Source organism: Pseudodesulfovibrio tunisiensis, assembly GCF_022809775.1.
Classification (GTDB): Bacteria; Desulfobacterota; Desulfovibrionia; order Desulfovibrionales; family Desulfovibrionaceae; genus Pseudodesulfovibrio; species Pseudodesulfovibrio tunisiensis.
Genome location: NZ_CP094380.1, coordinates 1,138,527 through 1,160,000, shown reverse-complemented (window position 1 = coordinate 1,160,000; position 21,474 = coordinate 1,138,527). Strand labels below are relative to the sequence as shown.

15 protein-coding genes, 1 tRNA gene, 2 rRNA genes and 1 pseudogene (1 of these 19 cut by a window edge) are annotated in these 21,474 nt (G+C 57.1%); 15 read left to right on the top strand and 4 right to left on the bottom strand.

The features are described from left to right. The 3 genes and pseudogenes from MPN23_RS05860 to MPN23_RS05850 all read left to right on the top strand — a co-directional run. Positions 1 to 1,815 (top strand): 23S ribosomal RNA (locus MPN23_RS05860); it begins 1,127 nt to the left of the window's first position. Positions 1,816 to 1,860: 45 nt separating this feature from the next. Then, positions 1,861 to 1,975 (top strand): 5S ribosomal RNA (rrf, locus tag MPN23_RS05855). 813 nt (positions 1,976 to 2,788) lie between these two features. Then, positions 2,789 to 3,963: pseudogene (locus MPN23_RS05850) on the top strand (IS3 family transposase); the annotation flags it as partial. A 422-nt stretch (positions 3,964 to 4,385) separates the two neighbouring features. On the opposite strand, the gene MPN23_RS05845 reads toward MPN23_RS05850, so the two are convergent. Together MPN23_RS05845 and MPN23_RS05840 are read right to left on the bottom strand one after the other, a co-directional pair. Beyond that, entirely contained in the window at positions 4,386 to 4,748 is a 363-nt protein-coding gene (locus MPN23_RS05845) for a CYTH domain-containing protein (protein ID WP_243546757.1), read from the bottom strand. A gap of 290 nt (positions 4,749 to 5,038) precedes the next feature. Next, entirely contained in the window at positions 5,039 to 5,431 is a 393-nt protein-coding gene (locus tag MPN23_RS05840; RefSeq protein WP_243546755.1) for a Ros/MucR family transcriptional regulator, read from the bottom strand. 381 nt (positions 5,432 to 5,812) lie between these two features. On the opposite strand from MPN23_RS05840, the gene MPN23_RS05835 reads away from it, so the two are divergent. The 12 genes from MPN23_RS05835 (at position 5,813) to deoA (ending at position 17,808) form a co-directional block, all read left to right on the top strand. Then, positions 5,813 to 6,271: a hypothetical protein gene (locus MPN23_RS05835; protein WP_243546753.1), complete on the top strand. Its 459-nt coding sequence runs from the start codon at positions 5,813 to 5,815 to the stop codon at positions 6,269 to 6,271. A gap of 287 nt (positions 6,272 to 6,558) precedes the next feature. Further along, entirely contained in the window at positions 6,559 to 7,449 is an 891-nt protein-coding gene (locus MPN23_RS05830; RefSeq protein ID WP_243546751.1) for a MerR family transcriptional regulator, read from the top strand. A gap of 119 nt (positions 7,450 to 7,568) precedes the next feature. Continuing rightward, positions 7,569 to 7,997 (top strand): hypothetical protein, encoded by a 429-nt coding sequence (locus tag MPN23_RS05825; protein ID WP_243546749.1) that lies wholly within the window; start codon positions 7,569 to 7,571, stop codon positions 7,995 to 7,997. Positions 7,998 to 8,107: 110 nt separating this feature from the next. After that, on the top strand, positions 8,108 to 9,034 hold the full coding sequence (gene thiD / locus MPN23_RS05820) for a bifunctional hydroxymethylpyrimidine kinase/phosphomethylpyrimidine kinase (protein ID WP_243546747.1): 927 nt from the start codon (positions 8,108 to 8,110) through the stop codon (positions 9,032 to 9,034). After that, positions 8,964 to 9,491, top strand: a complete 528-nt coding sequence (locus MPN23_RS05815) for a thiamine-phosphate synthase family protein (RefSeq protein ID WP_243546746.1) — start codon at positions 8,964 to 8,966, stop codon at positions 9,489 to 9,491. Before thiD ends, MPN23_RS05815 begins: the two co-directional genes overlap by 71 nt. A gap of 73 nt (positions 9,492 to 9,564) precedes the next feature. Next, a tRNA-Leu gene (locus MPN23_RS05810) sits at positions 9,565 to 9,649 on the top strand. A 55-nt stretch (positions 9,650 to 9,704) separates the two neighbouring features. Then, positions 9,705 to 11,207, top strand: a complete 1,503-nt coding sequence (gene tig, locus MPN23_RS05805) for a trigger factor (protein WP_243546744.1) — start codon at positions 9,705 to 9,707, stop codon at positions 11,205 to 11,207. Positions 11,208 to 11,480: 273 nt separating this feature from the next. Further along, positions 11,481 to 12,089 carry an ATP-dependent Clp endopeptidase proteolytic subunit ClpP gene (clpP, locus tag MPN23_RS05800; RefSeq protein WP_243546743.1) on the top strand — a complete coding sequence of 203 codons (609 nt, stop codon included), beginning with the start codon at positions 11,481 to 11,483 and terminating at the stop codon, positions 12,087 to 12,089. Positions 12,090 to 12,091: 2 nt separating this feature from the next. Then, a complete protein-coding gene (clpX, locus tag MPN23_RS05795) occupies positions 12,092 to 13,345 on the top strand; it encodes an ATP-dependent Clp protease ATP-binding subunit ClpX (protein WP_243546741.1) in 1,254 nt (417 codons plus the stop codon). Positions 13,346 to 13,462: 117 nt separating this feature from the next. Beyond that, positions 13,463 to 15,919 (top strand): endopeptidase La, encoded by a 2,457-nt coding sequence (gene lon, locus MPN23_RS05790; RefSeq protein WP_243546740.1) that lies wholly within the window; start codon positions 13,463 to 13,465, stop codon positions 15,917 to 15,919. A 136-nt stretch (positions 15,920 to 16,055) separates the two neighbouring features. Continuing rightward, positions 16,056 to 16,484 (top strand): cytidine deaminase, encoded by a 429-nt coding sequence (gene cdd / locus MPN23_RS05785; RefSeq protein ID WP_243546739.1) that lies wholly within the window; start codon positions 16,056 to 16,058, stop codon positions 16,482 to 16,484. 1 nt (position 16,485) lies between these two features. Beyond that, entirely contained in the window at positions 16,486 to 17,808 is a 1,323-nt protein-coding gene (deoA, locus tag MPN23_RS05780; RefSeq protein WP_243546738.1) for a thymidine phosphorylase, read from the top strand. Here deoA and MPN23_RS05775 read toward each other — a convergent pair whose 3' ends face one another. Continuing rightward, positions 17,809 to 18,285, bottom strand: coding sequence for a hypothetical protein (locus tag MPN23_RS05775; RefSeq protein WP_243546737.1), 477 nt, complete (start codon positions 18,283 to 18,285; stop codon positions 17,809 to 17,811). 226 nt (positions 18,286 to 18,511) lie between these two features. Then, the gene (locus MPN23_RS05770; protein WP_243546736.1) at positions 18,512 to 21,190 is read right to left on the bottom strand and encodes a M16 family metallopeptidase; all 2,679 of its coding nucleotides are present in this window, start codon (positions 21,188 to 21,190) and stop codon (positions 18,512 to 18,514) included. Positions 21,191 to 21,474 lie beyond the last annotated feature (284 nt).

Below are 21,474 nucleotides of genomic sequence, written 5' to 3'. Positions count from 1 at the left end.
GAAAGCGTAATAGCTCACTGGCCTAGCGATTCTGCGCCGAAAATGTAACGGGGCTAAGCATTGTACCGAAGCTTCGGGTTCGTAGTTAATCTACGAGCGGTAGGGGAGCGTTCTCAGATGGGATGAAGGGATACCGTGAGGTATCCTGGACTAATGAGAAGTGAATATGCTGGCATGAGTAACGATAAAATAGGTGAAAAACCTATTCGCCGTAAGCCCGAGGTTTCCTGGGTAAAGTTAATCTTCCCAGGGTAAGTCGGCCCCTAAGGCGAGGCTGAAAAGCGTAGCTGATGGGAAACAGGTTAATATTCCTGTACCTGTATGAGTGTGCGATGGAGGGACGCAGGAGGATAGACGATCCGGGTGTTGGATATCCCGGTGCAAGCGTGTAGGCTTGAGGATCAGGCAAATCCGATCTTCTTTATGCCGAGACGTGATGCCGAGTCATTACTCGACGGAAGTCGTTGATTCCATGCTGCCAAGAAAAGCTTCTAAGTTTAGCTCATGCAGACCGTACCGCAAACCAACACAGGTGGGCGGGTCGAGCAGACCAAGGCGCTTGAGAGAACTCTGGTTAAGGAATTCGGCAAAATGACCCCGTAAGTTCGCAATAAGGGGTGCTCCCGAATGTGATCGGATTTACTTTGTGAGCATTCAGGAGCCGCAGAGAATCGGGGGGGGCGACTGTTTACTAAAAACATAGGTCTCTGCTAAGTCGTAAGACGATGTATAGGGACTGACGCCTGCCCGGTGCTGGAAGGTTAAGGGGTGGAGTTAGACTTCGGTCAAAGCTCTAAACCGAAGCCCCAGTAAACGGCGGCCGTAACTATAACGGTCCTAAGGTAGCGAAATTCCTTGTCGGGTAAGTTCCGACCTGCACGAATGGCGTAACGATCTCCCCACTGTCTCAACCAGAGACTCAGTGAAATTGAACTTCCAGTGAAAATGCTGGATACCCGCGGAAGGACGGAAAGACCCTGTGCACCTTTACTATAGCTTGACATTGGTATTTGGTTTATCATGTGTAGGATAGGTGGGAGACTTTGAAGCGTGCTCGCTAGTGTGCGTGGAGTTACCCTTGAAATACCACCCTTGATGATCTAGGTATCTAATCCATTGCCGTTATCCGGTGTGGAGACAGTGTCTGGTGGGTAGTTTGACTGGGGCGGTCGCCTCCCAAAATGTAACGGAGGCTTGCAAAGGTTCCCTCAGGCTGATTGGAAACCAGCCGTCGAGTGCAAAGGCATAAGGGAGCTTGACTGTGAGACAGACATGTCGAGCAGGAACGAAAGTTGGTCTTAGTGATCCGGTGGTTCCGAATGGAAGGGCCATCGCTCATAGGATAAAAGGTACGCCGGGGATAACAGGCTGATCGCGTCCAAGAGTTCACATCGACGACGCGGTTTGGCACCTCGATGTCGGCTCATCACATCCTGGGGCTGAAGCAGGTCCCAAGGGTACGGCTGTTCGCCGTTTAAAGTGGTACGCGAGCTGGGTTTAAAACGTCGTGAGACAGTTTGGTCCCTATCCTCCGTGGGCGTAGGAGAATTGAAGAAGGGTTGCCCCTAGTACGAGAGGACCGGGGTGAACGAACCTCTGGTGTTTCAGTTGTGGCGCCAGCCGCATTGCTGAGTAGCTACGTTCGGAATGGATAACCGCTGAAAGCATCTAAGCGGGAAGCCAGCTTCAAGATAAGTTCTCCCTGGACTTCGGTCCCTGAAGATCCCTTGTAGACTACAAGGTTGATAGGCCGGATGTGTAATCGCAGCAATGCGTTTAGCTAACCGGTACTAATAGATCGTGCGGCTTATTGAACATCAAAAGGAATTCTCTCTTCCCCCTATTGACTATATATTTTGCCTTGGTGCCCAAAGAGGAGAGGGTACACCCGATTCCATTCCGAACTCGGTAGTTAAGCTCTCCTTCGCCGATGATACTGCAGACTTATCTGTGGGAAAGTAGGTCGGCGCCAAGGCTTTTTCTTTTCAGAAAGGCCCCTCATGCGAGGGGCCTTTCTGCGTTTGGGGGGCAACGGCATGCAGCATGGAGTCGAGCGCCCCGCCTCCCCTGACGCACGAGCTGTCATCCGGCTGGAGCGGCCGAGGCGTGAGCCTTGGGGAGCATGCGCTCTTCCTGCGTTCTCGGCGGCGTGCCGGGCAAGGTGACGGTCTCCGGCCATCCGTCATGCTTATGCTGTGCCTCCATGCGAGCTTGCCGGGAATCCTGAACGGAAGGCACTCAGTTGGGAGCGTTACAGGAACGCGGAAAATCTGGGGAAGAACCATGGCCGCCTCAGCCGCATCGCCTTTTGCCCAATCCGCAGCGCACGGCTCGCGTTTATGGAGACAGGACCGTTTGCTGTGTCGTCATCGCCTTCCGACGTGCCGGGCCTGTCCCGGCTCTTCCACGGCAGGGGCAATTGTTGGCCGTTGGGACGCATCCGATGATATGCGTATCTCTGGGTTCGACAGGTTCCAGATCATCCAATGCTTTTGCAAAGAGGTATGCCCCTGTAGGCAGACCTCCTGCCGGAGCCTCTTTTCCTTTCGAGAGTCTTCCGTCCTTAGATACAGGATGATCCTGCTACAGAGTTGTGGACACGGAGTTAAGCCACTATCCTGACGAGCAAACAGGAGAAGTGGATGAGCTGATCCTGCTACAGAGTTGTGGACACGGAGTTAAGCCACTATCCTGACGAGCAAACAGGAGAAGTGGATGAGCTGATCCTGCTACAGAGTTGTGGACACGGAGTTAAGCCACTATCCTGACGAGCAAACAGGAGAAGTGGATGAGCAGGAATCGCAGGACGTACGACGCGGAGTTCAAGTGGAATGCCGTTCGGATGGTCGAGGAATCGGGACGGGCAGCGTCAGAGGTTGCGCAGAGTCTCGGGATTGGCGTGGACCTCCTCTACAGATGGCGACGTGAAATGCTGGGCAAGGGGCAGATTGCATTTCCAGGCCAGGGCAAACAGGGGCTCACGGATGAGCAGGGCAGAATCCGGGAGCTTGAAAAACAGCTCAAGGATGCCGAACTTGACCGGGATATATTAAAAAAAGCATTGGCCATCTTCAGCAGGGCACCGAAATGAGATTTTGTTTCATAAGGGACCACCGCTCGCATTTTTCGGTGAAGAGGATGTGCCGTACGCTCAAGGTTTCCAAGAGCGGGTATTATGCATGGGTGAACCGCAGACCGTCCCGGCGAACCGCCGAAACGACTCGGCTCCGTTCCCGAATTTTCCAACTTTACGAAGAACATTCGGGGTGTGCCGGCAGCCCCATGATCACAGCCGATCTGCGAGCAGAGACCGAATTCCGGCGGGTGAGTCGACAGCGAGTCGCCCGCCACATGCGGCAGCTCGGGTTGCGTTGTCAGACATCTCGTCGGTTCGTTGTAACGACGGACTCGAAGCATGCCGAACCGATTGCTCCCAATCGGCTCAATCGGCAGTTCACGGTGTCCTTCCCCAACACCGCTTGGGTCACAGACATCACCTATCTCAAGGTTGGCCGAAAATGGCACTATCTCACGGTTTTCATCGATCTGTTTTCGCGAATCGTAGTTGGATGGGATTTGAGTAATTCACTCGAAAGGCATTCGGTCATTCGGGCTTTTCGCAAGGCTTTTGCCCGGAGACGTCCGCCTCACGGCCTTTTGATTCACAGTGACAGGGGAATCCAATTCGCCAGCCATGATTTTCGATCGGAATTGAGAAGACATGGCTGCGTTCAGAGTATGAGCCGCAAAGGAAATTGCTGGGACAACGCCGTTGCTGAATCCTTCTTTCACACCCTCAAGACTCAATTCGTCCGACATCGGCGATTTTCAAACAGCCTTGAGGCGAAACTGGCGCTGTTTTAATACATCGAGGCCTACTACAACCGGAGGCGGAGACATTCCTCAAATGGCTGGATATCGCCCGCCGAATTCGAAAAACAACTCGCCATGAAGGAAGTGGCTCAACCGACGGTCCACTTTTGTATGGCAGGATCAGGGAATCCTGAACGGAAGGCACTCAATTGGGAGCGTTACAGGAACGCGGAAAATCTGGGGAAGAACCATGGCCGCCTCAGCCGCATCGCCTTTTGCCCAATCCGCAGCGCACGGCTTGCGTTTATGGAGACAGGACCGTTTGCTGTGTCGTCATCGCCTTCCGACGTGCCGGGCCTGTCCCGGCTCTTCCACGGCAGGGGCAATTGTTGGCCGTTGGGACGCGCCCGATGATATGCGTATCTCTGGGTTCGACAGGTTCCAGATCATCCAATGCTTTTGCAAAGAGGAATGCCCCTGTAGGCAGACCTCCTGCCGGAGCCTCTTTTTCTTTCGAGAGTCTTCCTTAGATACAGGACCCTGATGTCGTACCAGCTGCGATTAGTAGAGGGTTACTTGTGGAGGCTGTCCCTTTTTTCCAGCAGATTCACGTAGGCTTGCGATTCCAGGGCGTTTCGTGGAATGCCCAACTCTTCCATGATGGTTTTGGCTTGTGTGATACCATCTTCATGCCTGTCGTTTGGACCGAGCACGATTTCCAACTCCATATAATTGCCCAACCCGACCACATGATCCAGATGGATGCGAGTGTTGCCCTTCAGGTAGACTTTTCGTGTTTTGACTGCTGTTGCCCGTATGCCCGGCCAAAGCGCTAGCATACGCTTAAGAATGCGAGGAAAGAGCATGGGGACGCTGGTAGGTGGACGGTGAAGGCTCTGCTGTATCCGGGCGGCAATATCGGATGAGTTCCGCATGTTTTTTCGGGGTTTCCCGGAGTTTGAGTCGAGCCTTTCGGCTGTTGAGGAATGTGTCGGTCTGCTCGAGAGTGAATGGCCCGTGGTCTGCGATAGCAGCTACCTTGCTTTCCAGAACGGCAGGGGCATCTTGCGAGCTTTTATTTCAATGTTCTGCATTCGGCGAACATAGCCTTGCTGCCAACGCTGAGGCAAAAAGAATCAGGTGAAAAAACTGGAAGTAGGGCGAAGGCAGGTAAAAGGCAGGAAAAAGGGAGAGCTGCCTGTTGCAACTCCCCTTGGAATGTCGATTACTTGTTTTTACCGCGCTTGGTCCAGAGCTGCATCTCCTTCATTTTTTTGCGGCGTTCACGCTGAAGCGATTTGCAGACGAGGGGGAAGTTTTTCTTGTAGCCGAATTTTTCCCTGTATTCGGCAGGAGTCATGTCGTGGCTTGCAAGGTGCTTCTTGGTCAGAATCTTGTACGGCTTGCCACAGACACAGCAGATGATGGTCTTCTCGCGAATGGATTTCTTGGGATCGCAGGCATAGCTTTCTTCCATCTCGGGAGATTCGCCTTCGGCAATGGATTTGATGCCGGAGGCAAGTTTTTGCACCATGGAAGTGATTTCCTCTTCAGTCATGGTCCTGACACTGGCCTGGGCTTTGACAATCTCAAGCGCTTCCTTCAGGTAGTCTTCCATGAATAACTCCTTCATGAAATGTTTCAGGTCATAGTGGGAAGTGGATGGACAATCGTCTTGAAAGTCGAGTGAACTCCCTTGACCCATTGTTTTTCATAGCAAGTGTTTTTTTGCAGTATTGCTTCAGCGTGTTACACGTGACAGCGCTGCATTTATGGTATGTATCTTGTCTTTGCTCTACTTTGTCAAGAGTCTTTTGTTATAATGATGCGTCGGATGATGGGAACAGAAAGTGAATCGTCTTTTCGTTGATCCATGAAGAAGGGGCGGGGCGAATTTCAGCCCACGATTTCTTGATTATCTATTCCGACTGAAGTACGGTTTGACAACTTTTTTTGGCAGTGGCCTATAGTGAATGTCGTGTGATGCATGGAGATGAGAATGTCTGGTCAAAACGGGAAAGTGTATAAACTGGAGGCCGTCCGGCCCGAGGCGAGGGAAGAAGACGTGAATGAGGAACAGACTCAGGCTCAGCCTGTGGCCGATCTGGCGGATACGAACAAGGACATGAGCAAGGTTGCCATGATCGTGTCCCTGCTTGCTGTTGTTCTCCTGGTCATTTTTTTCTTTGGCATGAATCGGAATATTGCCGGTCTTACCGATGAGGTAAAGAGCCTTGGCGCATTGCGTGAAGACGTTTCCGTGCTTGACCAGAAGGTCGTCAGCATGGAGCAGGAAATGCCTTCCCAGATGAAGCGGATGCTGGCGCACGACGTGGTCAATGAGATGACCATGAAGGCTTCCTATCTCGGCAACCATCTCGAGGACGAGGCGCTGAAGCAGAAGATGCTGCAGGTTTCCGAAATCCTGAAGTCCGTCAGGACCGATTTGGAAAAGTAGTTTTTTTAGGAATATTCCAGCCAGGGGCGGAGCAAGTTGCGTCCTTGGCTGAAATTGCCGTTCAAGGGTCAGATTCGCGCTTGATAATGTGCGCGAATCTGACCCTTTTTTTGTGGTGTCCGCTGTGTCAGACCGGACTGCTTGAGGCGGCATCTGTTTGGCCCATCCCAATGCCGGGTAGGTTTTTTTTGTTCATATTGATTAACGTTGTTCAATTTTGTGTTGACCTGAGTTGATATTTATGATTTTGATTAGTTGACGATTAATGTTCAACAACGGTTTCCCCCATGTCCAAAAAGTATATCAGTCTGCGCGAGGTCGGCCGCCAACTCGACATTCCGCCTTCCACCGTTGTCTATTACAAGGATAAGTTTAGTAGATTCATACCTTCTGTCGGCCATCCAGGACGACGGCAAAGGTATCCTGCCGAGGTCGTTGAAATATTCAGGAGGATTCGTGAAATGTTCAGCGAGAATTGGTCTGTTGATCAAATTGAGAAAGAATTAGCATTGAAATTCGGCATGTTAATTACTGATCAACAATATGATCAACAGCGGGTGTCGGCTGAGGCCGAAGGCGAGGTCGTTGCACGTTTGGGGCATGTCCTCATGAGAATGTCGGATGTGCTTGACAATCAGTCCCTGTTTCAAAGCGAAATCCGTTCGTTGCGCGATGAGGTTCAGCAGTTGCGGGCCGAGCGGAACGAAATGGAAGCTTCCTTTAGCGAGCGCATCAGGCGGATGGAGCATGAGGTCGCTCGCCTGCGGGAGCGGAGAGCTGCTTCGGCTGAAGGGGAGATGAATTTTCCTTCCGAGGAGTTCCTGTCCAAGCCGTTGGTCATTCAGTCCGAGGGGGAGTATCTCGGCGTGCAGGGACAGGGGCGCAAGCCGTTTTCCCTGAAGGATTTCGTGCTGCTTATCGAGCGCAATGTGTCGGATCGGCTTGATGTCGAGACCGCGTGGTCGCAGCAGGACGGTTGCTGGGTCTTCAAGTTGAAGACTGTGGCTCGGGGCGGTGTCGGGCGCAGTCAGGATGTCGTGCTTGTCGTGAAGGAGACCGTGACGCCCAACCGGAACGTGGTGAGCGAAATCGTTCGGCTGAACATTGATGGCAAGGATGCCCCGGATGCCTTGCTGCTCAGTCTGTTTCGTCAGCTCAAAAGTGTTTTTTCCGACTAGTCGGATGCGTGCGGCTGTTTTTCTAGAAAAACTCTTGATTTACTCTCCGATTTTGAGTATGTACATGCTGCAAAATGGATGAAATAGGGAGTTTGTCCCCTGGTGGGAGGAGGGAGTGTATGCCCCAGGTGGCCGCGCGCATAACGCATGACCAGGAAAAGTGGCTGAAGGAATACTTCAAGACCAAGAGTGCTGGAGCAGAGTTCATTCTGCCCTGGGCTGTGGATGTGTTTTTCAAGACCATTCGCAATGTCTCCAGCGAGTTCTCGGTTGCGGAGCTCAAGACCATTCTCGAGTCCCACAAGGACATCAAGCTGCTGCCGAATCAGTCCAAGCAGGCCTATTTGCTGTTGCGCGTTGAAGAGGCGTGCGACGAACGCAGCGTGCACATCAAGCACGGCTCCAGCAAGAGCAATCTCGAGGTCAAGTTGCGGCGGCTGTCCGATTTGCAGGCCACGGCGCTCATGATCTGGGCCACTGCCTATTGGGTCAGCAAGACGTGGAACGGCGTGTCGCTTGACGAGTATGTAAAGTTGTCCTGCGGCTGATTTCTTCAGTTTTTTCCTTTCCTACGGGCGCGCCTTTGGTTGCGCTTGCCTCTTTGCGGTGGTATCGCCTCCGTTGACTCCTGCAGGCAGGGCTTTCAACAAGGAATACCATGAGCAAGCTTCCATGCATTCTTACCATAGCCGGTTCCGACTCCGGAGGCGGAGCCGGAATTCAGGCCGATCTCAAAACCATCACCATGCTGGGCGGGTACGGCGCCAGTGTCATTACTGCGCTGACGGCTCAGAATACTACCGGCGTTACCGGCATCCATGCCCCTGATCCCAAGTTTGTGGCCTTGCAGCTCAAGACCGTGCTCGAGGATATTCGCGTGGACGCGGCAAAGACCGGGATGCTGTTTTCCGCCGGAATCATCAGGGCTCTCGCCCGTTTTTTGAGCAAACGCAGATTTCCTCTTGTTGTCGACCCCGTGTGCGTGGCCACATCCGGAGCCAAGCTGCTCGAGGATGATGCCGTCAAGGCCATGGTGGAGCACATGTTTCCCTGCGCCGATCTGTTGACACCGAACATTCCCGAGGCCGAACTGTTCTCCGGGGTGGAGATCGAGGGGCGGGATGATGTGTTTCTTGCTGCCGAGAGAATGTTGACCATGGGCCCCAAGGCTGTGCTGATCAAGGGGGGACATGCGGATTCCCTTGCCGTGACCGACTGGTTCGTGCAACAGGGACATGATCCGATTCCTCTGATGCAGGCCCGAGTGGACACGCCGAACACCCATGGCACGGGATGCACCTTGTCCGCAGCCATTGCTACGGGATTGGGGCAGGGCATGGGATTGGGAGCAGCCATTCGGCGGGCGCAGGAATATCTGAATCTTGCTCTGCGTGCTGGATTCCCCGTGGGTGAGGGGGAGCGGACCGCCGAATCATCTGGCCCCCTTGATCAAGGAACAGGCCCGTGCAGGCGTTCTGGCACAATTGGACGGCATGGCCAGACGGCTTGTCGGAATGGCAGGACTGAAGCGGCTTGTTCCGCGCTGCCGAGCCAATGTGGCCGTGTGCGTGCCGTTTGCCGATGATGCAAGCGATGTGGCCGCGTTCAGCGGTGGTATTGTCGGAACTCGGGATGGACGGATGATCGTGGCCGGGGGACCGGAATTCGGAGCCTCGGAATTCACGGCACAAGTACTGCTTGCCGCGCGCCGACTGAATCCCGAGCTGGCCTGCGCAATGACGCTCGGTCTGGGAGGTGGTGTGGAAGATGCGTTGGGTCCGGCCGGACTTTCAACTGTGCACATGGCCCGGGAGTCAAAACCGGATTATGTGCCGGATGAGGGTGGAAGTCTCGAGTTCTGGGGCGTTTTCGAAGCGTTCAAGGAACATTCCGAGCCTGCGTCGATTCGGGCCGTCGTGGACAGGGGGAGCATGGGGCGTGAGCCCTTGTTGCGGATACTGGCGCGTGACCCTGCGGAACTTATGGCCTTGTTGTGTCGTCTGATTGACGAGCTGGGCGTGTCCGGCTGCGTTGCCGAATAGGCTTTCCGGCTTTGTCCGGCATGCGTTTTTGTTGACATACGTGTAAAAGATTGCTTAATAAGCACGTTCTTTTGCGGGCGTGGCGGAATTGGTAAACGCGCCAGGTTTAGGTTCTGGTGCCTCGCGGCTTGGGGGTTCGAGTCCCTCCGCCCGCACCATGTCTCGCTAATAACGGGTCCGTTTTTTCGGAGCCCTTGAGGAGGATATACACCCATGGATTACAAGGTTGAGGAAATTTCTCCGGTAAAACGGAAGATCATCGTCGAAGTCAAGGCCGAAGAGGCCAACGCGGCCATTGCCACCACCGTTGCCCTGTACCGTGCGCGTACCGACATCAAGGGCTTCCGCAAGGGCAAGGTGCCCGGAAGCGTTGTGGAGTCCAAGTACCGCAAGCAGATCTACGGCGAAGCCACCACTGATCTGATCAATGTCCACATCAACCAGATCGTGGGCGAAGAGGGCATGCAGCCCTTGTCCCGCATCGACGTGGACGCCAAGGAGCTGGAGAAGGACTCCGATTTCACCTATTCCCTGGAATTCGAGGTGGCTCCCAAGTTCGATCTGCCCAAGTACAAGGAATTGAAGATCGAGGAAGTCAAGCCCGAGGTCAGCGAAGAGGAAATCCAGGAAGTCGAGAAGCGCATTCTGGACAATCAGGCCGAGGTCAAGACCGTGGCCGAGGATCGCAAGCCCGTGGACGGCGATGTCGCCACCGTGAGCTTCGGTGCATACCAGAACGACGAACTGGTTCAGGGCATCAAGGCCGAGAATTTCGATCTGCAGATCGGCTCCTATCAGGCTCTTCCCGAGTTCGAGGAACTGATCAAGACCCTCATGCCCGGTGAGGCCGGCGAAGCCGACGTGACCTTCCCTGCGGACTTCATCAACAACGAGCTTGCCGGTCAGACCGTGACCTTCAAGGCCAAGGTGCACGCCGTCAAGGAGCGCATCATTCCCGAGATGTCCGATGAAATCGCCAAGAAGGCCGGTTTCGAGGATATGGAGACCATGCGCAAGGGCATTCGTGAATCCTACATGTCCCAGCGCAAGCAGCTCAACAAGTCCGATGCCCAGAGCAAGCTGATCAAGTCCATTGTCGACGGCCTCGATTTTCCGCTGCCGCCTTCCCTGCTGGAAGACCGTGTGGAGCGTCTGGTGCGCGATCTCGAATACAAGATGGATCGTCAGGGCAAGAGTCTGGCTGCAACTGGCAAGACGCTGGAGCAGATTCGCGAGGAATTCCGCCCCGAGGCCGAAGAGGCCGTTCGCACCGAAATCTTCCTGCTGGCCGTTGCTGCCGAGGAAGGTCTGGACGTCTCCCGCGAGGAACTGGACGGCACCATGGCTCAGATGGCCATGCAGACTCGCCAGCCCCTGCATGAGATCAAGAAATATTACGAGGACAACAACCTCATTGCTCCGCTGAAGGATCGCCTCCTCGCCGACAAGGCCATGGAGTTCATCTACGACAACGCGGAAGTGACCGAGATTGAGCCCGTGGCTGAAAAGGCCGAGAAGAAGGCCCCGGCCAAGAAGGCTCCGGCCAAGAAGACGGCTGCCAAGAAGGCCGACGGCGAGAAGAAGACTGCCGCCAAGAAGCCTGCGGCCAAGAAGGCTCCGGCCAAGAAGGCGGCTGCCAAGAAGGACGAGGGCGAGAAGAAGCCCGCGGCCAGGAAGACCACCAAGAAGGCCGCCAAGAAAGACGAAGAAGCCTAGAGGCTTTTTCCATCGGCACCACGACGGCGGTCCGGAGTATCCGGGCCGCCGTTATTATTATCGGCGCATGGGGTTGACGGCTGAGTGTGAGTGCCTAATATTTGCTGGTGTTCGCGGAGAAAAATGCTCTTGTTCTTCCGCTTGAAATGCCGCATACTGTATTATGGTGCAACCACACGGCAATTCAGCCGAATCAATTCGATCCCCGGCCAGGCGCAAACCTCGGCCCGGCTTAGGCCGATAAACCTGTAAAAGCTATTCCAAGGAGACTTCATGGTCGCCATTCCCATGGTCATCGAGACGACTGGCCGTAGCGAGCGCGCATACGACATCTATTCCCGTCTTCTGAAGGACCGCATCATTCTGCTGGGTAGCGCCATTGATGATCACGTGGCCAGCCTGATCTGCGCCCAGCTCCTTTTCCTCGAGTCCGAAGACCCGGAAAAGGAAATCTACATGTACATCAATTCCCCCGGTGGTTCCGTCACCGCGGGCATGGCCATCTACGATACCATGCAATATATTTCCGCGCCCGTGGCCACGCTCTGCCTCGGACAGGCCGCCAGCATGGGCGCCCTGTTGATGGCGGCTGGCGAACACGGCATGCGCTACGCCCTGCCGCACAGCCGCATCATGCTGCATCAGCCTCTGGGCGGCGCTCAGGGCCAGGCAACGGACATTCACATCCATGCCCAGGAAATCCTGCGGCTCAGGGAAGAACTGAACCAGATCCTCGTCCATCATACCGGGCAGGATATCAAGAAGATCCGAAAGGATACGGACCGGGATTTCTTCATGTCCTCGGAGGAGGCCAAGGCATACGGCCTCATCGACAAGGTGATGACCTCCAGAAAGGACATCGAAGCCGGTTCGGAAGGATAAGTATGGTGAACAAGAACAACATGACGCCCGACCTGATATGCTCGTTCTGCGGCAAGAACCAGGCCGACGTCGAGCGCCTCATTGCCGGGCCCGACGTGTACATTTGCGACGAGTGCGTGAAGCTGTGCAACGACATCATGGCGCAGGAGAACGTGAGCGAGGAGTTCGAGGACGGACGCCTGCTGCCTCCTCAGGAGATCAAGGCGCTTCTCGACGAGTACGTGATCGGTCAGGAACAGGCCAAGAAAATCCTGTCCGTGGCCGTGCACAACCATTACAAGCGCGTTTTCTACGCTTCCTCCATTCATGGGCAGGATGACGTCGAGATCGACAAGAGCAACATTCTGCTCATCGGTCCAACGGGTGCGGGCAAGACCCTGCTGGCGCAGACTCTGGCCCGCGTGCTCAAGGTCCCGTTCGCCATAGCCGACGCCACCACCCTGACCGAGGCCGGTTATGTGGGCGAGGACGTGGAGAACATTCTTGTTCAGCTTCTGCAGAACGCGGATTACGACATCGAGGCGGCCAGCCGCGGCATCATCTACATCGACGAGATCGACAAGGTGGCGCGCAAGGGCGACAGCCCGTCCATCACTCGCGACGTTTCCGGCGAAGGCGTGCAGCAGGCCCTGCTCAAGATCATCGAGGGCACGGAAGCCAACATCCCGCCCAAGGGCGGCCGCAAGCACCCCCAGCAGGAATTCATTCGCATGGATACCTCGAACATCCTGTTCATTCTGGGTGGCGCGTTCATCGGTTTGGAAAAGATCGTGCAGCAGCGGCTTCAGGGATCGGGCATGGGCTTTGCCGCCAAGGTCGAGGCCAAGCGTGATTTCGGTCTGGGCGAGCTTTTTGCCAAGTCCGAACCCACGGATTTGATCAAGTTCGGCCTGATTCCCGAGTTCGTCGGCCGCATTCCGGTGCAGACCTCGCTTGAGGAACTGTCCGAGGATGATCTGGTGCGCATCCTTCAGGAACCTCGGAACGCCCTTGTCAAGCAGTACAAGAAGCTGTTCGAGCTGGACAAGGTCGCGCTCCGGTTCACGGACAACGCGCTCAAGGCCATTGCCCGGCGCGCCCTCGAGCGCAAGACTGGTGCCCGAGGCCTGCGCAACGTGCTTGAGTCCTGCATGCTCGACATCATGTACAAGCTGCCCGTTTTGGAAGGGGTCAAGGAGTGCGTGGTGAATCGGGCCGTGGTGGAGAAGGGCATGGAGCCGCTCCTGATCTATCATCAGGAAGTGAAAAGCGCCTGACACGCAAGCAAGGCCGTCGAAGTCATTTGACATTTCGTTCGGCGGCCTTATTTTTGCCCGATAGGGCCTCGCTGTTTCGGCGCGGCTTCCCCACAGGTAACCCTCTGGAGGATTGTAATGCCGACTTTCGGTTTTGAGGGCAGCAAGCCCCCGGAATTTGAAACGCTCCCGATGATGTCTCTTCGGGAGGTGGTCATGTTTCCCCGGTCCATCGTGCCCCTGTTCGTGGGCCGGGAGGCCTCGATCAAGGCCATTGAGACCGCTGTTTCGGATTACGGAAAAAAGATATTTCTCGTCACCCAGAAAAGTCCGGAGCAGGAACGACCCGAGCCCGATGACTTGTATACCGTAGGTACGGTCAGCAAGATTCTGCAGATGCTTCGCCTTCCCGACGGCACCATAAAGGTGCTGTTCGAGGGCGTGGGGCGTGCTCGCTGGGAACCTGTCGCCGGGCACGGCTATGACGCCGAGCAGGGGGAATTTCCCCAGGCCAGCGTGCAGATGCTGCCCGAACAGGAAGTCCAGGATTCGGAAACCGAAGCTCTCGTGCGTACCGTGCACGATTCTCTGGATGAATTCGGCAAGGCCAACAAGAAGGTTGCGCCCGAAGCCATTCTGGCCATGGCCACCATCAAGGACCCCGGCCAGCTGGCCGATCAGGTCATGCCGCATCTCAAGATGGACTTCGCGCGCAAGCAGGAAGTTCTGGAGATGCTGGATCCGGTCAAGCGGCTGGAAAAGGTGTACGAACTGCTGCTGAGTGAAATCGAGATCGTCTCCATTGAGAAGCGGGTCAAGAACCGCGTGAAGGAGCAGATGGAGAAGAACCAGCGCGAGTACTATCTCAACGAGCAGGTCAAGGCCATCAACAAGGAGATGGGGCGGGAGGACGACCCCTCGGCCGAGGCGCAGGAGCTGGAAGAGCGTCTGGACGCCAAGGTCATTCCCGACGAATCCAGGGAACGGGTCCGCAAGGAAATCAAGAAGATGCGGTCCATTCCGGCCAACAGCGCCGAATATACCGTGGTTCGCAACTATATCGACTGGGTGCTCGACCTGCCGTGGAACGTGTTCAAGGACACGGAGACCGACATTGAGAAGGCCAGAGCGGTTCTCGATGAAGATCACTACGGTCTGGACAAGCCCAAGCGCCGCATTCTCGAATATCTGGCCGTGCAGAGCCTTGTGGAGACCATGAAGGGCCCCATTCTCTGCTTTGTCGGCCCTCCGGGCGTGGGCAAGACCTCCATTGCCCGTTCCATTGCCCGGGCCATGAACCGGGAGTTCATGCGCCTGTCTCTGGGCGGCGTGCGTGACGAGGCCGAAATTCGCGGCCACAGGCGCACCTATGTGGGAGCGTTGCCCGGCAAGATCATCCAGTCCCTGAAGCGTTGCGAATACAACAACCCGGTCATCTGCCTCGACGAGGTGGACAAGATGAGCGCGGATTTTCGCGGCGATCCCTCGGCTGCCCTGCTCGAAGTGCTTGATCCCGAGCAGAACTATGCCTTCGTGGATCACTATCTCGATCTGGATTACGATCTGTCCAAGGTGTTTTTCATCACCACGGCCAATTCTCTTGAAGGCATTCCGCTTCCGCTTCAGGACCGCATGGAGATCATTCGTCTTCCCGGTTATCTGGAAACGGAAAAGGTGGAGATTGCCAAGGGATTTCTCGTGCCCAAGCAGCTTGAGCAGCACGGGCTTACCCCGGAGAACCTCAAGCTTTCCGACAATGCCATTCTCGACGTGATCCGGCTCTACACCCGTGAGGCCGGTGTTCGCAATCTGGAACGCGAACTGGCGGCCATCTGCCGCAAGTCCGCCATGCGCATCGTGGAGGAGAGCAACCGGGACCTCGTCATCAATGTGACCAAGCAGGGACTGGGCAAGCTGCTCGGCGTGACCAAGTTCCGGTATGGCGAGCGCGAGGAGGAATCCCTTGTGGGCGTGGCCACGGGCCTTGCCTGGACCCAGATGGGCGGGGAGCTGCTTCTGGTGGAAGTGGCGCTCATGCCGGGCAAGGGCAAGGTGGAAATCACCGGCAAGCTCGGCGACGTGATGCAGGAATCCGCTCGCGCGGCCCTGAGCTATCTCCGTTCGCGTTCCGACATGTTCGGCTTGAAGCCGGATTTCTACAAGGAAGTGGACATTCACATCCACGTTCCCGAGGGCGCGACGCCCAAGGACGGTCCGTCCGCAGGCATTACCCTGACCACGGCCATTCTGTCCGCATTGCTCAACGTGCCCGTGCGCAACGATCTGGCCATGACCGGCGAGATCACCCTGCGCGGGCGTGTGCTGCCCATCGGCGGTTTGCGCGAAAAGCTGCTTGCTGCGCATCGCGGCCTGATCAGGACCGTGATCATTCCCGATGACAACCGCAGGCATCTCAAGGAAGTGCCGGCAGAAGTTCTCAAGGATCTGGAAATCGTTCCGGTCAAGACCATGGATCAGGTGCTTGATCTGGCTCTGGAATGCCCCGGCGATACCGTGCTGTGTCCGGGCAACGACGCGCCTCCCATCACCAATGGACTCCTCAAGGAGGAGTTCCGCAAGCCCGCGCGTCAGTAATCGGGCGTACAATGAATGCAATGGGCCGGACCGTTTACAGCGGTCCGGCCTTTTTTGCGTCAGGCGGGCTGAATGGGATTGCCCGGAAGCCTGCCGCGGCATATTCTGGCCAATATTCCGATTGGGAGAACGAATCATGATGCATGTGACGAGTGAAGCGACCGAAGCGTTGAAGCGGGCTGCCAGCCGTGCTGCGGAGAATGCGTATTGTCCGTACAGCAATTTCCCGGTGGGGGCTGCCGCGTTGTGCGACAACGGGGATATCTATGTGGGATGCAATGTGGAGAACGCATCCTACGGCCTGACCAATTGCGCAGAGCGTTCCGCCCTGTTTGCCGCTGTTTCGGACGGTCGGGGCAGGGGGGATTTCGATGCCCTGCTGATCTATACTCCGGGCAATGCCTGCCATCCTCCGTGCGGGGCGTGTCGTCAGGTCATGGCCGAATTCCTTGCACCGGATACGCCGGTATATGCCGTGTGCGATGGCGAGGCCGTACGTGTCTGGAGCATGGAGGAACTGCTGCCGGACACCTTCGAATATCCCACCAGAGAGCCGGGGGAATGACATGAAGCTGCTGCCGCAGGAAGTGATTCGCACCAAGCGTGACGGCGGGCAGGTGGCTGGCCATGATCTGGAAATGTTCGTGCAGGGCATGATGGACCGGAGCGTGACCGAAGCGCAGGTCGCTGCCTTTGGCATGGCCGTGTTCTTTCAGGGCATGACCATGGAGGAGACAGTGGCCCTGACCGGAGCCATGACCCGATCCGGGACCGTGCTGGATTGGGATGAGCAGGATTTGACCGGCCCTGTGCTGGACAAGCATTCCACTGGCGGGGTGGGGGATGTGGTCAGTCTGATGCTTGCGCCCCTGATTGCGGCGTGCGGCGGTTTTGTGCCCATGATTTCCGGACGCGGACTCGGCCATACCGGCGGAACTCTGGACAAGCTGGAGTCCATTCCGGGGTATGACGTTGCGCCGGGGATTCCCGCGTTTCAAGGGATCGTGCGCGAGGCCGGATGCGCCATCATCGGACAGACTCCGGAACTGGCTCCGGCGGATCGCATGTTCTACGCCGTGCGCGACGTGACGGCCACAGTGGAGTCCATTCCGCTGATAACGGCGTCCATCCTGTCCAAAAAACTGGCGGCAGGACTGCATGGGCTTGTCATGGACGTGAAGACCGGAAGCGGGGCGTTCATGAGTCGGGCAGAGGATGCCGGGAAGCTGGCCCGGACCATCGTTGACGTGGCCCGTGGAGCTGGATTGCCTGCCGTGGCATTGGTCACGGACATGGATCAGCCTTTGGCTCCCTGCGCTGGCAATGCGCTGGAGGTCATGGAAACGGTTCGCTATCTCACGGGAGAATCCCGGGATGCCCGACTGCATGAAGCTGTCATGGCTCTGGGCACGGAAATGCTGATGCTTGGGGGGCTTGCGCCGGATGCGGACCACGCGCGCAGTCTGCTGGGGCATGCCCTTGATTCGGGGGCAGCGGCCGATCGGTTTGCGCGCATGGTGGCCTTGTCCGGCGGGCCTGCGGATTTCGTGGAGCGCTACGCGTCCTCTCTGGCCGAGGCCGGGACGGTCATTCCGGTGAAGGCGACGATGCACGGATTCGTTCGGCGCATGGACGCCCGGCAACTGGGCATGGCGGTCGTGCGGTTGGGAGGCGGACGGACCCGGCCGCAGGATGACGTGGATCACGCGGTGGGACTTTCTTCCGTGGTGCGAGTCGGGACCCGGGTCGAACCCGGCGATCCGCTTGCTCTGGTGCATGCCCGGAACAGGGAGCAGGGGCAGGCCGTGGCGGACATGGTTTCGCGAGCCGTGACCATTGGCCCGGAGCCGTGTGAAGCGGAGTCCCTGATTCTGCGTCGTGTCGGGTGATCAGACGAATTTGCCGCTGAACATGTTTCCGGGAAATTCCGAAAGTGTCTGCATCTTCTGGTAGGACCCGCTTGCCTGCTGTTGCAGAAAGGACATGAGGCCGGGCCCCGGATTTCGTTCGGGCTGTTTGATGTGGGCGGCTTCCTTGGGGTCGATTCCCTTGGCGAAGAGGGCGTTGCGTTCCTCTTCCTTTTCCGTCTTCTTTCTGTTCCTGCCCGGCATCCTGGCCGTCATGTCCGAAAGCGAGGAATGAATCTTGACGCCCGTGATCTTTTCCAGTTCCTTTTCCGCCTCGCGAATCCGTTCCTTCTGCTGATCGCTGGGATCGCCGGCAGACATGGCCAGAAGCTGGGACAGGAGATTCTTCAGGTAGACGACCCGCCGTTCCTCCTCCGCGCTCAATTCTCGCTGCGTCCGGATAGGCGAAGCCTGTTCCTGCTCCTTTTCCTGTTCGGTCTTTTCGACCTCGAAGGACATCTCTCCGGATTGGGGGCGCGCGTTTCAGTCCGCGCGCCGTCTGGGCGTTGGATGCACCCCATGGCATGTGTGTCGAGCGGGATGTGTCGATATTCATGTTGCCTCCGGCAGATTTTTCCGTGCCGAAGGAAAAGCAAGAATCATTCCGTGCGGTTTCTTGCCGACGATACGAAAAAGGGGAGCCGATGTCGGCTCCCCTTGAATGCGTGGTTGTGCGGGATGGCTTCTAGGGCTGTACCTTCATGAGGTACGCCTTTTCCGGATCCAGAATGGCTCGGGCGAGCTCGCGAATGTCCTCGGGTGTGACCAGTTTGGCGCGTTCGATGATTTCCTGATCCAGATTGCGGTCGAAACCCCGGATTTCCAGACTGGCGGCCTGACGGCTGCGGGCCATGAGGGATTGGTGTTCCTGATAGTATTCTCCGGTCAGGATGTTGCGGGCGCGTTCCAGCTCCGCCTCGGGCAGGAGCGTGGTGCGCAGGTCTTCCGCAACCTTGCGGAAGCCGTCCAGAGCCTGTTCGGTCTTGTCCGGCGACGTGCCGATGTACAGGGCGAGCAGACCCGCGTGCTTTCCCTGCCACGGAATGCTGGTCACGGTGTAGCCCAGTCCCTGCTTGTCGCGCATGTCGCGGAAGAGCAGGCCGCTCTGGCCGTTGAGTGCGGCCTTGAGCACGTTGAGCCGCGCCGTGGTTTCCATGTCGGTCTTGCCCGGAGCCGGGAAGACCATGAGCAGATGCGACTGGTTGCGGTCCGGGAGATGCAGGGTTTCTTCCCTGTCCGTTCCCCATTCCGGGGTCACGAAGTCGTAGCCCATGCCCGGGTCGGTGAGGTCGCGGGACAGACCTGCCGCGAACTCCTCGACGGTCTTTTCGTCAAAGTCTCCGCAGACCGCCATGACAAAAGGCTGCATGGACTGGCGTGCCCAGAAGCCCATGATGTCCGGGGCCGCAAAGTTCGTGATCTGTTCCTCGGTGCCCTGATGGAGCATGGAGTACGGCGCGGTTTTGAACAGGAACGGGAACAGGCGGCGGAAGGCAAGGCCCAGCGGCGTGTCTTCGCGGCGTTCGATTGCGGCTGTCTGGTCCTGCTTGGCCCGTGCAATCTCTTCGCCGTTCCAGGCCGGAGAGGTCAGGATGTCCCGGAGCAGGGGCAGCAGTTCGCCGGTGAAGCGGCTGGGGAACTTGGCTTCCAGAGCAAATGCGTTGCGTGCTGCCGAAGCGGCCACGCTGGAGGCCCGGTCCGAAAGGTAGTCTTCGATTTCCGTGGCCGACATTCTGGTCGTGCCGCGCGTCAGTGCGTTTGCCGTCAGTGCGGCAAGCCCGGCCTGATCCGGGGAGAGCAGACCGTCGCCGCCGGTCCAGAACAGGCTCATGGCCGTGTAGGGCAGGGTGGTGTCCGGAAGGAGTATCAGCCTGCTGCCTCCGGGCAGGGCTATTTCCCGTTCACCGTTGCTGGCTGCAACGGCCCGGGTCTCTGCCTTTCGTTCCAGAGGCCACCGAAGTTCGGTGATCTCGCGAATTCGATCCGCGTCCACCCCGTTGCCCTCGGGCACCAGCACGGTCACGGCCATCTTTTCCGGAGTGAAGTATTTTTCGTACAGCTCGCCCAGTTCGCGTCGTCCGGTCTGCTGCAGGCCGAAGAGGTAGTTGTTTTCCGCCTGAATGCCGTTTTCGAAGAACTGGAAGTAGCCCAGTTTGCCGGCAAGGCCGGAAAGGGTCTCCTTGGCCAGAAACATGGAGTCTTCCAGATTCAGGCGGGCGCGCTCGATTTCCTGATCCGTGATGCTTGCCGGATCGAAGGAGTCCAGTTCGCGCATCAGGCCGTCCCAGAACGGCTCCACCTTGTCCGCGTCCAGCGTGGCGAAGATGTACATCATGCCGCCGCGTTCCAGAGACAGCGGGCCCATGGAAATGTCATCCACGAGCTGCTCTTCGTACTTGAACTTGCGATAGAGACGCGAGGTGTCGTCGCCACCGAGAATCTGCGCCAGCATTTCCAGAACCGGAATCTCCGCGGAGGAACCGTGGGGAATGGGCAGGGCTGCGCCGAGATAGACCTTGTTCCAGTTGCCCTCCAGCTTGACCACCTGCGGACCGCTGCCGGTTTCGGGCACTGCGATGGGCTCGGGCGGCAAAACCGGACGGGTATTCTTCCTGTCGCCAAGCAGGGCTTCGGCCTCGGCCAGCACCTTTTTCGGATCAACCTTGCCGACCACGGCCAGAAGCATGGACTGGGGCTGGTAGAATTCGTCGATGTAGGCGTGAATATCCTTGTCGGAGAGGCTGCGAACCGTCTCCTCGAAGCCGATGATGGGCCATTCGTAGCTCGTGCCCTTCCAGATCATGGACTGAAGCGACTTGAATATCTTGCTGCCGGGATTGTCCTCGCCGCGGGCCAGCTCCGCCAGCACGACTTCCTTTTCACTGGACAATTCGCCGGGATCGATCTTTGCGTTGAAGGCCATGTCCGTGACAATGTCCATGCCCAGAGCGTACTTGTCGGCCGGGACCTCCACGTAATACATGGTGTAGTCGAAGCTGGTGGCCGCGTTCATGCTGCCGCCAGCGGATTCCGCGTCACGTGCGGATTGGCCCGGGCCGCGTTTTTCCGTGCCCTTGAAGACCATGTGCTCCAGCAGGTGGCTGATGCCCGCAATCTTCGGGTTCTCGTATCCGGACCCGGCGTGCACGTAGAGGCGGACGTTGGCCAGGGGAAATCTGTCGTCCTCCTTGATGAGAACGGTCAGGCCGTTCTTGAGCTTGACCACGCTGGCCTCTCCCCGCGCTACGGACTGGAGCAGACCCGGCAGCGGGTCGGCAGCGGTCTCGGTTCGTTTCTGCATGTTGGCGACGCAACCGGAAAGGATCATGAGCGTTCCTCCCAGAAGCAGCAGCTTTTTGAGCATTGTTCAACTCCGTGGTTCTTGGCTTGAGCGTTTGTTGAAATATTCAAGAGGTATTCCTTTTTGACGTGTTTCGGAAAAGTATAAGTACGCACTGCGTGAGGGGCAAGCCGCTTCCGTTTTTTTCAGGGGGCGGAATCCCCGTGGAGCGCATGTTTCGTCTGCCTGCGGTTGATAACCTTAGAAAGGGCGCGTGCACAAGGGTGGAACCGTTTTTTGCGGAAAACGGACCGGAAAAACAGTGCCCGGTTTCCTGTTTTGTTTGTTGAACGTATGGACAAGTCGGG

What these genes read in the sequence shown, in the direction of transcription:
- MPN23_RS05845 (WP_243546757.1), bottom strand. Translation starts at nt 4,748, where the DNA reads ATGCGGAACTCATCCGATATTGCCGCCCGGATACAGCAGAGCCTTCAC.
- MPN23_RS05840 (WP_243546755.1), bottom strand. Translation starts at nt 5,431, where the DNA reads ATGGAAGACTACCTGAAGGAAGCGCTTGAGATTGTCAAAGCCCAGGCC.
- MPN23_RS05835 (WP_243546753.1), top strand. Translation starts at nt 5,813, where the DNA reads ATGTCTGGTCAAAACGGGAAAGTGTATAAACTGGAGGCCGTCCGGCCC.
- MPN23_RS05830 (WP_243546751.1), top strand. Translation starts at nt 6,559, where the DNA reads ATGTCCAAAAAGTATATCAGTCTGCGCGAGGTCGGCCGCCAACTCGAC.
- MPN23_RS05825 (WP_243546749.1), top strand. Translation starts at nt 7,569, where the DNA reads ATGCCCCAGGTGGCCGCGCGCATAACGCATGACCAGGAAAAGTGGCTG.
- thiD (WP_243546747.1), top strand. Translation starts at nt 8,108, where the DNA reads ATGAGCAAGCTTCCATGCATTCTTACCATAGCCGGTTCCGACTCCGGA.
- MPN23_RS05815 (WP_243546746.1), top strand. Translation starts at nt 8,964, where the DNA reads ATGGCAGGACTGAAGCGGCTTGTTCCGCGCTGCCGAGCCAATGTGGCC.
- tig (WP_243546744.1), top strand. Translation starts at nt 9,705, where the DNA reads ATGGATTACAAGGTTGAGGAAATTTCTCCGGTAAAACGGAAGATCATC.
- clpP (WP_243546743.1), top strand. Translation starts at nt 11,481, where the DNA reads ATGGTCGCCATTCCCATGGTCATCGAGACGACTGGCCGTAGCGAGCGC.
- clpX (WP_243546741.1), top strand. Translation starts at nt 12,092, where the DNA reads ATGGTGAACAAGAACAACATGACGCCCGACCTGATATGCTCGTTCTGC.
- lon (WP_243546740.1), top strand. Translation starts at nt 13,463, where the DNA reads ATGCCGACTTTCGGTTTTGAGGGCAGCAAGCCCCCGGAATTTGAAACG.
- cdd (WP_243546739.1), top strand. Translation starts at nt 16,056, where the DNA reads ATGATGCATGTGACGAGTGAAGCGACCGAAGCGTTGAAGCGGGCTGCC.
- deoA (WP_243546738.1), top strand. Translation starts at nt 16,486, where the DNA reads ATGAAGCTGCTGCCGCAGGAAGTGATTCGCACCAAGCGTGACGGCGGG.
- MPN23_RS05775 (WP_243546737.1), bottom strand. Translation starts at nt 18,285, where the DNA reads ATGTCCTTCGAGGTCGAAAAGACCGAACAGGAAAAGGAGCAGGAACAG.
- MPN23_RS05770 (WP_243546736.1), bottom strand. Translation starts at nt 21,190, where the DNA reads ATGCTCAAAAAGCTGCTGCTTCTGGGAGGAACGCTCATGATCCTTTCC.